Here is a 12,532-nt window from a genome sequence, read left to right as displayed (position 1 = left end):
AGGGTCGTGTTTGCGCTAGATCAAATCGAAATCAGGGGTTTACCCGAACAATGTCCCTATGACAAATCCGGTTTTACCCACGATAAGGAGCGCACCATGACCCACGACCCCGCACGCCCCCTCCGCCGCAACGCCCTGCGCCTGACGTTGGCCGCAGCGGCTGCTGCTGCAACGCTGCTGGCCATGGCGCCGGTGCAGTCCCAGACGCAAGAGCCGGTGCAACCCATCGAGGCCGCGGTGGTGACCGAGCCGGCCAAGGTGGAACTGGGCAAGAAGCTGTGGTTCGACCCGCGCCTGTCGCGCTCGGGCTTCATCTCGTGCAACTCGTGCCACAACCTGAGCATGGGGGGCTCGGACAACCTCAAGACCTCGATTGGCGACAAGTGGCAGAAAGGCCCGATCAACTCGCCCACGGTGCTCAACTCCAGCCTGAACGTCGCCCAGTTCTGGGACGGCCGCGCCAAGGACTTGCAGGAGCAGGCCGGCGGCCCGATCGCCAACCCCGGCGAGATGGCGTTCTCGCACGACCTGGCCGTGGACATGCTGCGCTCCATCCCGCAGTACGTGACCGAGTTCAAGCAGGTCTTCGGCCATGACAGGCTCAGCATCGAGGAGGTGACCGCCGCGATCGCCGCGTTCGAGGAAACGCTGGTCACGCCCAACGCGCCGTTCGACCAGTGGCTCAAGGGCGACAAGACCGCCATCAACGCGCAAGAGCTGCGCGGCTACGAGCTGTTCAAGGGCTCGGGTTGCGTCGCCTGCCACAACGGCCCCAACCTGGGTGGCACCTCGTTCCAGAAAATGGGCCTGGTCGAGCCCTACAAGACCGACAACCCCGCCGAGGGGCGCTCCGCCGTGACCGGCAACGACGCCGAGCGCTTCAACTTCAAGGTTCCCACGCTGCGCAACGTCGAGCTGACCTACCCCTACTTCCACGACGGCGCCGCCGACACGCTGGCGCAGGCGGTGGACACCATGGGCCGCATCCAGCTGGGCCGCGAGTTCAGCGCGCAGGAAAACGCCGACGTCGTCGCCTTCCTGAAGACGCTGACCGGCGACCAGCCGCAAATGGCGCTGCCCATCCTGCCGCCGTCCAGCGACAAGACCGTGCGCCCGCAGCCGTTCGACTGAGCGACGCGCCGGTTCGTCGGCACGCGGAAAGCAAAAAGGCCAGCGCCCGGCGCTGGCCTTTTTCCGTTGGACGTCCGCAGCCGCCATGCGCTGCGTCGCGCCGCCGGTGTCAGAACGGAATGTCGTCGTCCATCTCGTCAAAGCCCGAGCCCATAGGCTGGGCCGGGGCTTGTGCTGGCGGTTGCATCGGTGCTGGTGCGCGTGGCGCGGGTGCAGGGCGCGGCGCGGGGGCCGCGCGGCGCGGCTGCTGGGCTTCGTAGCCGCCGCCGTCGCCATAGCCGCCGTCGTCATAGCCGCCGCCCTGGCCGCCACCGCCCTGACCCTGGCCCTGGCGTCCGCCCAGCATCTGCATGGTGTCGGCGCGGATTTCCGTGGTGTAGCGGTCCTGGCCGCTCTGGTCGGTCCATTTGCGGGTGCGCAGCGCGCCTTCGACGTAGACCTGCGAGCCCTTGCGCAGGTACTGGCCGACGATCTCGGCCAGGCGGCCGTTGAAGACCACGCTGTGCCACTCGGTCGCGTCGCGCATTTCGCCGGTATTTTTGTCGCGCCAGCGGTCGGTGGTGGCAATGCGAACGTTGGCGACCTGGTCGCCGCTGGGGAAGGTGCGCATTTCGGGGTCGCGCCCCAGGTTGCCGACGAGGATGACTTTGTTGACGGAGGCCATGGATGTATTCCTTGAATGGTGGCCCGGACAGCAGGGGGGAAATTTCCGGGCCAGATGCAATGCCACGCCACCCCTGCGCGGCGGGCAGGTGCGCAGGATAGCCGCTCGGCCGGCCGTGGGAAATTTTTTTGACGAAAACCCCGGGATTTTTCAGTGCGCGTGCGCGCTGTCGCGCCCGACGGGCTTGAGCGGCCAGGTCAGCACCAGCCACAGCAGGCCGATGACGGCGGTCGCCACGAACAGGCCGCTGGCGCCGTACCACTTGGCCAGCGCGCCGCCCAGTGCGCCGCCGGCAAACAAGCCGATGGACTGCAGCGTGTTGTAGGTGCCCAGCGCCGCGCCGCGCAGGCTGGCCGGCGCCATGCGCGAGACCAGGCTGGGCTGCGTGGCCTCCATCATGTTGAAGCCGCAGAAGAACACGAACAGCAGCGCGCCCATGGCCAGCAGCGTGGGCGCGGCGCCGCTGCGCGCCAGCAGCGCCAGCGCCAGCTGCACGACGGCGATCATGCCGATGGCCAGCAGCATGGCAGCGCGCAGCTTGCCGCGGCGCTCCATCGAGAACAGCCCGCCCATGGCGACGATGGACAGCACGACCGCCGGCAGATAGACCTGCCAGTGCGCCTGCTTGGCCAGGCCCGCCTGCACCAGCATGGCCGGCACGGCCACCCACATCGACATCTGGATGGTGTGCAGCGCGAACACGCCCAGGTTCACGCGCATCAGGTCGGCGTGGCGCAGCACGTCGACCAGGCGCCCGGTGGGTGCATCGGCGTGGCGACGCGGCTCGGGTGGCACTACCCACAGCACGACGGCAATGCCCGCCAGCGTCAGCGCAAAAGTGAATGCGAACAGGCCGTCCAGCCCGATGGCGCCGGCCAGCAGCGGGCCGGCCACCAGGGCAATGGCAAACATCAGCCCGATGCTGATGCCCACCAGCGCCATGGCCTTGGTGCGCACCACGTCGCGCGTCTGGTCGGCCAGCAGCGCGGTGACCGCGGCCGAGACCGCGCCCGCACCCTGCAGGCCGCGGCCCACCAGCAGGCCGGTGATGTCGGTGGCCAGCGCCGCGATCAGGCTGCCGGCGGCAAACACCAGCAGGCCGGCGACGATGACGCGCTTGCGCCCGAAGCGGTCGGACGCCATGCCCAGCGGCAGCTGCAGGAAGGCCTGCGTCAACCCATACATGCCCATGGCCAGGCCGACCAGCGCCGGGTCGTCGCCGCCCGGGTATTTGCTGGCCTCCAGCATGAAGACGGGCAGCACCAGGAACAGGCCCAGCATGCGCAGCGCAAAAATCAGCGCCAGGCTGATGCTGGAGCGTCGCTCCAGCGCGCTCATGCGTGACGACGTGGCAGCGGCGGGAGGCGATGGATTGAAAGCGGTATCCATGGATGGCGGCCCGAAAAAGGCCTGCGGGGTGGCAGGCGGTGCGTTCGGCGGCTTGGGGTGCGGTGCGCACTGCACCTGCAACGGCCGCCCCGAAGTGGGCGCGGCCGGCCCAAAGGCCCGGTGAAAGAGGGGGGGATTTTCGCTCAGAACTGCATGTCGGCTTTTTTGTCCGGGTTTGCCCTGGTTTGCCCGGATGTCCCCGAAGGGGCGCTGCGTCAGCGCCGCGCCTGAACGGCGGTATTCGGCTGCCCCTGCGTTGCAGTCCAGTCGATCAGCGCGTCCAGCGCCGCCCGCGCGCCGGCCGCGCCCTCGTGGTTGACCAGCGCCACCAGCACATAGCGCTGGCCGTCGGCGCCGTCGACAAAGCCCGCCAGCGAGGCCACGTCGCGCAGGCTGCCGGTCTTCAGGTGGGCGCGGCCGACGGCCAGCCCCTTGCGCCGGCGCAGCGTGCCGTCGACGCCGGCAATCGGCAGCGACGCCACCAGCTCGGGCATGACGGGCGAGGCCCAGGCCTGCTGCAGCATGCGCGCCAGCGCATCGGCGCTGATGCGGGCGTCGCGGCTCAGGCCGGCGCCGTTGTCCACCTGCGGCGGCTCGCCGCCGATGCGCGTGCTCCACCAGCGCGCCAGCGCCGCACGCGCGCCGTCGAAGCTGCCCACGCCACTGTCCTGCAGACCCATCGTCAAAAAGAGTTGCTGGGTCATCACGTTGTTGCTGTATTTGTTGATGGAGCGAATCACCTCGGCCAGCGGCGGCGACTGCAGCGTGAGCGCCGGGGCCAGGTTGGGCGGCACGCTGCCCTCGCGCACCTGGCCGGTCAGCGCGCCGCCCACCTCGCGCCACATCGCCTCGATGGCGCGGGCGCCGTAGCCGCCCGGGTCGGCCGGCGCCACATGCCACTGCTGCGCACCGCAACTGGCCGGGTAGCTGCCGGCAAAGGCCACCTGCCGCGCGTCGCCCAGCTGGGGTTGCAGCTGGGCGCGCCAGTCGCCGCAGGCCTGGCCGGCTGGCGCCAGCGCCACGCTGACGGGCAGCTGCACGCCGGCCAGCGGCGGCTCGTAGGCAATGCGTGCCACGCCGGCCGCAGTGTCGGGCGTGAAGCTGAGCGTGAGCGACTTGAAGTTGATCAGCAGCGCGTCGGGCGCCGCGTTGTAGGGGCGCCAGGGTTCGTCGTCGAACGCGGCCGCGTCGTGTGTGGGCAGCACAAACGCGCTGCGGTCGAGCACGATGTCGCCCATCACGACGGTCACGCCCTGCGCGCGCAGGCGCTGCATCAGCAGCCACAGGCGCTCAACGACCAGCTGCGGGTCGCCCTGGCCGCGGATGTAGACATTGCCCTGAAGCCGCCCGTCGACCGGCTGGGCGTCCAGGTAGACCGTCGTCGGCCAGGTATAGGCCGGGCCCAACAGCTCAAGCGCGGCGTAAGTGGTCACCAGCTTCATCACCGACGCCGGGTTGGACTGCGTGTCCGCGCGCCAGGCCAGCAGCGGCTGCGCGCCGGGTGAGGCCGGGGCGACGACGACGGACAGCGCCTGGGCCGGCAGCTTGGCGCGCTGCAGCGCGGCCAGCACCGGCGCGGGCAGCGTGGCGGCGGTGCCCGCAGCTGCGGGCACCGGTGCGGCCAGCGCCAGGCACAGGGCGGCGGCCAGGACGGAGAGGAGGGAGAGCGGGCGCATTGCGCAAGTCTATGCCCGCGCGGGCGCGCCGATGGCCGGTGGGGCGGGCGTATTTCAGGATAATCCGGCGCAATGAAACTGCTTGCCTTCGATACCAGCACCGATACCATGCACGTGGCCGTGCAGCACGGCGACCGCGTGCTGGCGCACCAGGGGCCGGGCGGCGCGCAGGCGTCGGCCCATTTGATTGCCACCGTGCTGGACTTGCTTGCCCAGGCCGGCCTGGCGCTGGATGCGCTTGACGCGCTGGTCTTTGGCCGCGGTCCCGGCTCGTTTACCGGGCTGCGCACCGCCTGCTCGGTTGCGCAAGGGCTGGCGTTTGGCGCGCGCGGCGGCGCCGGCCTGCCGGTGCTGCCCGTCGACACGCTGCAGGCGGTGGCCGAGCAGGCGCGGCTGGATCATGGCTGCACCCAGGTTGTTGCCACGCTGGACGCGCGCATGGGCGAGGTCTACAGCGCGGCCTTGCAGTGGCAGGACGGGCGCTGGCAGCAGCAGGGCGACTTTGCCCTGGGCGCGCCCGAGACGGTGCAGCTGCCCGCGGGCTGGGCGCTGGCGGGCAACGCCCGCGCAGCCTACGGCGAGCGGCTGGCGCCACAGGCGCCGGCGGAGTGCATCGCCACCGCGCTGCCCACGGCGCGCGCGCTGCTGAGCCTGGCGCCGGCGCTGTTGCAGGCGGGCGCGGCGGTGGCGCCCGACGAGGCGCTGCCTTTGTACGTGCGCGACAAGGTGGCGCAGACCACGCAAGAGCGGGAGGCGGCCCGGCGCGCGGCCGGCAAGCCGTGAGCGCGGTGCCGGACATCCCGCAGGAGGCGCGCTTCGAGCCGCTGTCGCTGGCGCGCCTGGACGCGTTGATGGCCGTCGAGGACAGCGCCTACGCCCACCCCTGGTCGCGCGGCAATTTCATCGACGCGATGGCCGCCGGCTACACCATCGAGCTGCTGCTGGCCGGCGAGACGCTGCTGGGCTACTTCGTCGTGATGCAGGGCGTGGATGAGGGCCATTTGCTCAACATCACCGTCGCGCCTGCCTACCAGCGCCAGGGCTGGGCCTGGGTCATGCTCGACGCGCTGGCGCTGTGGGCGCGCGCGCGCAACGCCCAGGCGCTGTGGCTGGAGGTGCGCGTGAGCAACCAGCGCGCGCAGCAGATCTACGAGGCGCACGGCTACCGGCGCGTGGGCCTGCGCAGAAACTACTACCCCGCCGGCGACGGCCTGCGCGAAGATGCCGTCGTGATGAAATTGCCGCTATGAGCCTGGAACTCGACCCCCGCCAGCGGGCCATGCTGCAGGAGATGGGCGTGACCGTCTGGCTGCCGGCGCCGCCGAAGCCGGCGGCCCCGGCGCCTGCTCCGGTCGCGGCCGTGCCCGCCCCTGCCCCTGCCCCCGCTCAGGGATCACCGGCCGCCGCCATGCCGGTGGCACCCCGCCCGCCCGCGGCCGCTGCGCCGCCTGCCGCCCGGCCCGCAGCCGCGCCCGCAACTGCCCCTGCACGTGCGGGCCAGGCGCCGGCGCTGCAGCTGCATGCGCCCGTGCTGCTGTACCCGCAGGGTGCAGATGTGCCGCCGCAGTCCAGTGGCGGCGGCTGGCTGGTCATCGTCGAAGGCCGCGACCCCGCGCAGCCGCTGGCGGGCGACGCCGGCCGGCTGCTAGACAACATGCTGCGCGCGCTCGGCCTGCACCGGAACCCGCGCTGCCACGCGGCCGTGCTCACGCGTGCGGCGCAGGGCGACGGCGCCGCGCCGCAGGCAACCCTGGAGCAGGTTGCGGCCGACCTGCGCCCGGACATGGTGCTGGCGCTGGGCCTGGGCGCGGCGCGCCACGTGCTGGCCAGCCATGAGCCGCTGGGGCGCCTGCGCGCCCAGCCCCACCGATTGGCCGATGGCACGCCCGTGGCCGTCAGCCACGACCCCGGCTACCTGCTGCGCACGCCCCAGGCCAAGGCCGCCACCTGGGTCGACCTGTGCCGCGCGCTGGCGCTGGTGCGCGCGCAGGCCTGATTCCATTTTTAAATCAAACGGTTACTTTGTCGGCTTCGCTTGCCGTGCTGCAGCACTGTCTGCGCTGCGCCTTCGCGTACCCGATTGATTGAAAAATGGAATGACACGGTTTCGCTTTCAGACGCATCACTGCGTTGGTTCGCCCTGCCGTGCCACGGCACTGCCCACGGCTTCCCGCCTCATCTTTGCCGGGTGGGTTTTCTGTTTCTGGCAATCAACAGCAAAAACCACGCGGCGGCACCGGCGATGCCCGCGGCAATGCAGGCCCGGTGCAGCGCGTCGGGCGACACGAGATGGAGCAGCGGATTGCCCGCATACAGCGGCACCAGCGGCGTCATGTCGGCTTGCATGATGCTGTCGATGGCCACGTGCAGCAGCGTGCCGGCCAGCGCGCTGCCCAGCGCCACCTTGGTGGCCAGCTGCGTGGGCTGGGCAAACCGGCCCAGGTTCCAGCGCCACAGCTGGCGGTTGCAGCGTGTCGCCAGCAGGCGGCACACCCACGGGGCGACGGCGGCGACCAGGAAGGCGACCAGCACGGCCACCGGGTAGTTGTGCGTGTAGCCCGGCTGCGCCGGTGCGCAGCGCAGCGCGGCGATCAGCGGCTCGATGTCCATGGCGACCTGGGCCAGGCCAAAGGTCACCATGCTGAAGCGCTGACCGGCGACTGCTTTGATGACCATACCTGGCCCCAGGTGGAAGGCAGTGAAAGGCATAGAGGTTGGGGGAGATGGCAGCCCCGGGCGCGCACCGAAAGCGCGATGGGACGCGGCATTGTTACATAATCGTAACTAAATGTGCGATCCTCTTGCGCGTATCGCCGCAGTGGTGCGGGCTGGGGCGGTGCGCCATGGCGGGCGCGCACTGCTGCGATAATCCCCGGTTTGCGCAAGGCAAGGAGAGCATCGCCATGGAAGCCAGCCCCAGTTGCTAGCTTTCAGCTCCTGCACCGATGGTGGGGGCTGAAAGCGCCCCGTCCCACACAACAACACACCGTCACCGCAATCCGGGAGTGAGCCATGCTCAATGTTTTTTCGCTCGTCAATGGCCGGCTGGTCCAGGAAGAGATCGAGTCGCTGCAGGAGCTGTCGCAGTTCCAGCCGATCTGGGTGGACCTGGAGTCGCCGACGCTGCAGGAAAAGCGCTGGATCAAGCAGTACTACGGCCTTTCGATCCCCGAAGACGCGATGGAGGAGGACATCGAGGAGTCGGCGCGCTTCTACGAGGAAGACAACGGCGAGCTGCACCTGCGCAGCGACTTCCTGATCGACGATGACGACGACCCGCGCTCGGTGCGCGTGGCCTTCATCCTCAACCAGCACAACACCGAGCTCAAGAGCTGCGGCGTGCTGTTTTCGGTGCACGACGCCGACATTCCCGTCTTTCGCCTGGTGCGCATGCGCGCGCGCCGCGCCCCGGGGCTGATCGAGGATGCCAAGGAGGTGCTGCTCAACCTGTTCGACACCGATGTCGAGTATTCGGCCGATACGCTCGAAGGCATTTACGATGACCTGAAGAAGGTCAGCGACCAGGTGCTCGAAGGCCAGGTGACCGACGACTACGCCCAGCAGGTGCTGGCCGACATCGCCTGGCAGGAGGACTTGAACGGGCGTATCCGCCGCAACATGCTCGATACGCGCCGCGCGGTGAGCTTCATGATGCGCAGCAAGATGCTGGACGCCGAGCAGTTCGAGGACGCGCGCCAGATCCTGCGCGACATCGAGTCGCTGGACAGCCACACGCAGTTCCTGTTCGACAAGATCAACTTCCTGATGGACGCGCTGGTGGGTTTTCTGAGCATCAACCAGAACAAGATCATCAAGATCTTCTCGGTGGCCAGCGTCGCGCTGCTGCCGCCCACCTTGATCGCCAGCGTCTACGGCATGAACTTTCAGGCCATGCCCGAGCTGCAGTGGAAGTACGGCTACATATTCGCCCTCGTTCTGATGGTTGCCAGCGCGCTGGTGCCCATGATGTATTTCCGCAAGCGCGGCTGGCTCAAGTAAGCCTGGGCGCCAGGGCGCGTGAAGACTGCCTGAATACGCATTCGCAGCGCTGGCATTGCGCACCGGCGTTGTCGCCCGTGCGCGGCAGGCGTACCGTTCACGACAGATGGACGGCGTGGCGGTGCAGGCGCCATGAAAGACCATGAGCAGGGTTTCTTAAGCTTCGGCTAAGGCAGGCTGTCCACAGTCAATGCAACGCGCAGGCCCGTGTTGGCGCGCGCTTCGATTGTTTTGGACCATGAAAGGAACAGCCATGAATGCAACAGCCCCCACCCCCGTACGCGCCAGCACCACGCTCAGCCTGAAGGGCAAGACTGCCCTCGTCACCGGCGCCGCCAGCGGCCTGGGCAAACGCATTGCCGAGGTGTTTGCCGACGCCGGCGCCAACGTGGTGATTGCCGACCTGCGCCTGGCCGACGCCCAGGCCACGGCCGATGCGATTGCCAAGAAGGGTGTCAAGACGCTGGCCGTCGCGATGAACGTGACCGACGAGGCGGCTGTCGATGCCGGTTTTGCGCAGGTGCAACAAAGCCTGGGCGCGGTCGACATCCTGGTGAGCAACGCCGGCATCCAGATCGTCGCGCCCATCCAGGACTTCACCTTCGCCAACTGGAAGAAGCTGCTGGCGGTGCACCTGGACGGCGGGTTTCTGACTTCGCGCGCCGCGGTGCGCCAGATGATCGCATCGGGGCGCGGCGGCTGCCTCATCTTCATGGGCTCGGTGCACTCCAAGGAGGCGTCCAGGCTCAAGGCCCCCTACGTCACCGCCAAGCATGGCCTGGAAGGGCTGGCCAAGGTGATCGCCAAGGAGGGTGCGGAGCACAACATCCGCGCCAACGTCATCTGCCCGGGCTTCGTGCGCACGCCGCTGGTCGAAAAGCAGATCCCCGAGCAGGCGCAGGAGCTGGGCATCAGCGAGGCCGACGTGGTCAAGACCGTGATGCTCAAGGACACCGTGGACGGCGAGTTCACCACCGTGGACGACGTGGCCCAGGCCGCGCTCACCTTTGCCGCCTGGCCGAGCAACGCGCTGACCGGCCAGTCGCTGGTGGTCAGCCACGGCTGGTTCATGCAGTGAGCGCCAGCGTGCTCACCGCACAACGCACAGGAGAGATGACCATGTCAACCGCTGCACCCCAAACCCTGGGCAGCCACATCGTGATGGCCGTGTTTGATACTCACGAGGGCGCCGATGTCGCCGTGCGCCAGCTCGGCAGCGCCGGCGTGCCGCTGGCCGCCGTGTCGGTAGTGGGCAAGAATTACCACAGCGAAGACCAGCCCGTCGGCTATTTCAACGCGGGCGACCGCGCCCGCTACTTCGGCAAGCAGGGCGCTTTCTGGGGCGGGCTGGCCGGGCTGCTGCTGGGGTCGGGGTTTTTCTTCATCCCGGTCGTCGGCCCAGTCGTGGCGCTCGGCCCGATGGCGTCGATCATCGTCGGCGGCATCGAGGGCGCGGTGCTCGCCGGCGGCGCGTCGGCGCTGGTGGGTGCGCTCACCGCTGTCGGCGTGCCCAAGAATTCGGTCGTGCGCTACGAGACCGCGATCAAGGCCGACAAATTCCTGGTCACCGTGCACGCGCAGCAGGTGGACGTGGCGCGCGTGCAGCAACTGCTGGGCCAGGCCGGCGGCAGCGAGGTGGAGGCCCATGCGCTGGCCACGACGGCCTGACAGACTTTGCTTCAAGCCCCTGCGCGACGGGCGTGAGCGATGACACCACAGGACACGGCATCGTCGTCCTCGGCCACGCCGGTCGAGGAAGGGCCGGGTGGCGCAGGGAGCTGGCCGCTGGCGCTGGCCGTGCTCGGCGTGGTCTATGGCGACCTGGGCACCAGCACCATCTACGCGCTGCGCGCCGCGTTCTCGGCACAGGCGGGGGCGCTGGCGCCCAGCGCGGCCAATGTGCTGGGCATGGTCTCGCTGGTGCTATGGACGCTGCTGCTCGTCGTGACGTTGAAATACGTGGTGTGCGTGCTGCAGGCCGACAACCGCGGCGAGGGCGGCGTCTTCGCGCTGATCGCGCTGCTGCGGCCGTGGCGCGGACTGGATCGCTGGGGCCGGCGCGCGCTGATCCTGACCGGCCTGGCGGGCGCGTCGATGCTGTACGCCGGCATCATGATCACGCCGGCCATCTCGATCCTGAGCGCGGTCGAGGGCCTGGCGATCGTCTCGCCGCGCCTGGGCGGCTTCGTGGTGCCGGCCACCATCGCCATCCTGGCGCTGCTGTTCGCGGTGCAGCATCTGGGCACGGCGCGCATCGGCGCCCTTTTCGGGCCGCTGATGGCGCTGTGGTTTGCCGCCATCGCGGCGCTGGGGCTGTATGGCATCGTGCAGGCGCCCCAGGTGCTGGCGGCGGTCGACCCGCGCCACGCGCTGCATTTCTTCGGCGCCAACGGCGTGGCCGGCTTCGTCGTGCTGTTCGCGGTGTTCCTGGTCACCACCGGGGCCGAGGCGATGTACGCCGACATCGGCCATTTCGGGCGCGCGCCGATCCGTCGCGCCTGGTTCGTCATGGTGCTGCCGGCGCTGGTGCTCAATTACTTCGGCCAGGGCGCCGTGTTGCTGCGCGATGCGCATGCCGTGCAGCAGCCGTTCTTTCACCTGGCGCCGGCGCCGCTGTTGCTGCCGGTGGTGGTGCTGGCGACGCTGGCCACCGTCATCGCCTCGCAAGCGGCCATCACCGGCGCGTTCTCGATGACGCGCCAGGCCGCGCAACTGGGCCTGATGCCACATTCGCGCGTGGTGCAGACTTCGGACGAAACCGTCGGCCAGGTCTACGTTCCACTGGTCAACTGGATGCTGATGGGCGCGGCCATCGTGCTGGTGGTGCTGTTCCAAAGCTCCGACCGGCTGGCCAGCACCTACGGCATCAGCGTCAGCACCACCATGGTGGTGACGAGCATCCTGGCGTTCTTCGTGGTGCGCGAGCGTGGCCACTGGCACTGGGCGGCGGCGCTGCTGTTCCTGCTGGGCTTTCTGCCGATCGACCTGGCCTATCTTGGCGCCAACGCGCTGCAGATCCCGCACGGCGGCTGGTTCCCGGTGCTCGCTGGCGCGGGGTTTTTCACCGTCATGTCCACCTGGCGGCGCGGCGGCGAGCTGCTGGGGCGCCAGGCGGGCGAGAACGCGCGCACGCTGGACGATTTGCTCCATGTCTTCGAGCGCGACCAGGTTGCGCGCGTGGCCGGCACCGCGGTGTTCCTGACGGCGCAGCGCGGCGGCATGCCCGCGGCGCTGTGCCACCACGTCGAGCGCAACCATGCGCTGCAGCGTCAGGTGGTGCTGCTGACGGTGTCGATCGAGGACGTGCCGCGCGTGAGCGGTGACGAGCGCATCGAGCTGCACGATCTGGGCCTGGGATTTTTTCGTGTGGTGCTGCACTACGGCTACATCCAGGGTGTGAACCTGCCCGCCGACCTGGCGGCCTGCGGCGACCGCGGCCTGACGATCGACCTGGCGGCGGCCACCTACTACATCGAATACCGCTCGCCCCTGAGCGCCCACGGCCGGCGCGACGGCATGGCCGCCTGGCGCGACCGCCTGCTGGGCGTGCTGGTGCGCAACTCGGCCGACGTGACCCAGGGCTTTCGCATCCCGGTCGACAAGATCGTCGAGGTGGGCCTGCGGGTGCGCATTTGATGCGCGAATGCCAATGCGCCCGGCGAATCCACTTTGC

At 69.2% G+C, this 12,532-nt stretch carries 12 protein-coding genes; 8 read left to right on the top strand and 4 right to left on the bottom strand.

What is annotated here, in order from left to right; all coding sequences use genetic code 11:
• Window positions 1–96 precede the first annotated feature (96 nt).
• Window positions 97–1,131, top strand: coding sequence for a cytochrome-c peroxidase (locus tag ABD767_RS04520; RefSeq protein WP_103044398.1), 1,035 nt, complete (start codon window positions 97–99; stop codon window positions 1,129–1,131).
• Between the two features lie 109 nt (window positions 1,132–1,240).
• On the opposite strand, the gene ssb is transcribed toward ABD767_RS04520, so the two are convergent.
• The 3 genes from ssb to dacB all read right to left on the bottom strand — a co-directional run bounded on the left by ssb (window position 1,241) and on the right by dacB (window position 4,860).
• Entirely contained in the window at window positions 1,241–1,795 is a 555-nt protein-coding gene (gene ssb, locus ABD767_RS04515) for a single-stranded DNA-binding protein (RefSeq protein WP_103044390.1), read from the bottom strand.
• A gap of 150 nt (window positions 1,796–1,945) precedes the next feature.
• Entirely contained in the window at window positions 1,946–3,133 is a 1,188-nt protein-coding gene (locus ABD767_RS04510; protein WP_103044389.1) for an MFS transporter, read from the bottom strand.
• Between the two features lie 266 nt (window positions 3,134–3,399).
• Complete coding sequence (gene dacB / locus ABD767_RS04505; RefSeq protein ID WP_103044388.1) at window positions 3,400–4,860, bottom strand: D-alanyl-D-alanine carboxypeptidase/D-alanyl-D-alanine endopeptidase; 1,461 nt, start codon at window positions 4,858–4,860, stop codon at window positions 3,400–3,402.
• 72 nt (window positions 4,861–4,932) lie between these two features.
• Here dacB and tsaB point away from each other — a divergent pair, with 72 nt between their 5' ends.
• Genes tsaB through ABD767_RS04490 form a run of 3 tightly spaced genes read left to right on the top strand, consistent with a single transcriptional unit; the run spans window position 4,933 to window position 6,856 of the window.
• Window positions 4,933–5,643: a tRNA (adenosine(37)-N6)-threonylcarbamoyltransferase complex dimerization subunit type 1 TsaB gene (tsaB, locus tag ABD767_RS04500; protein WP_103044387.1), complete on the top strand. Its 711-nt coding sequence runs from the start codon at window positions 4,933–4,935 to the stop codon at window positions 5,641–5,643.
• On the top strand, window positions 5,640–6,110 hold the full coding sequence (gene rimI, locus ABD767_RS04495) for a ribosomal protein S18-alanine N-acetyltransferase (RefSeq protein ID WP_344868441.1): 471 nt from the start codon (window positions 5,640–5,642) through the stop codon (window positions 6,108–6,110). Before tsaB ends, rimI begins: the two co-directional genes overlap by 4 nt.
• Window positions 6,107–6,856, top strand: a complete 750-nt coding sequence (locus ABD767_RS04490; protein ID WP_103044386.1) for a uracil-DNA glycosylase family protein — start codon at window positions 6,107–6,109, stop codon at window positions 6,854–6,856. Before rimI ends, ABD767_RS04490 begins: the two co-directional genes overlap by 4 nt.
• 179 nt (window positions 6,857–7,035) lie before the next feature.
• Here ABD767_RS04490 and ABD767_RS04485 read toward each other — a convergent pair whose 3' ends face one another.
• On the bottom strand, window positions 7,036–7,536 hold the full coding sequence (locus ABD767_RS04485; protein WP_103044188.1) for a hypothetical protein: 501 nt from the start codon (window positions 7,534–7,536) through the stop codon (window positions 7,036–7,038).
• Between the two features lie 336 nt (window positions 7,537–7,872).
• Here ABD767_RS04485 and corA point away from each other — a divergent pair, with 336 nt between their 5' ends.
• The 4 genes from corA (at window position 7,873) to ABD767_RS04465 (ending at window position 12,495) form a co-directional block, all read left to right on the top strand.
• On the top strand, window positions 7,873–8,859 hold the full coding sequence (corA, locus tag ABD767_RS04480; protein ID WP_103044187.1) for a magnesium/cobalt transporter CorA: 987 nt from the start codon (window positions 7,873–7,875) through the stop codon (window positions 8,857–8,859).
• 253 nt (window positions 8,860–9,112) lie between these two features.
• Window positions 9,113–9,937: a 3-hydroxybutyrate dehydrogenase gene (locus ABD767_RS04475; protein WP_103044186.1), complete on the top strand. Its 825-nt coding sequence runs from the start codon at window positions 9,113–9,115 to the stop codon at window positions 9,935–9,937.
• 41 nt (window positions 9,938–9,978) lie between these two features.
• A complete protein-coding gene (locus ABD767_RS04470) occupies window positions 9,979–10,527 on the top strand; it encodes a quinol:electron acceptor oxidoreductase subunit ActD (protein ID WP_103044191.1) in 549 nt (182 codons plus the stop codon).
• Between the two features lie 39 nt (window positions 10,528–10,566).
• Window positions 10,567–12,495 (top strand): KUP/HAK/KT family potassium transporter, encoded by a 1,929-nt coding sequence (locus tag ABD767_RS04465; protein ID WP_103044185.1) that lies wholly within the window; start codon window positions 10,567–10,569, stop codon window positions 12,493–12,495.
• Window positions 12,496–12,532 lie beyond the last annotated feature (37 nt).

The sequence above is a fragment of the Comamonas faecalis genome (assembly GCF_039538025.1).
In the GTDB taxonomy this organism is placed as follows: Bacteria; Pseudomonadota; Gammaproteobacteria; order Burkholderiales; family Burkholderiaceae_C; genus Comamonas_C; species Comamonas_C faecalis.
Note: the sequence above shows the minus strand (reverse complement) of the source record. Positions and strands in the feature narration are given on the sequence as shown.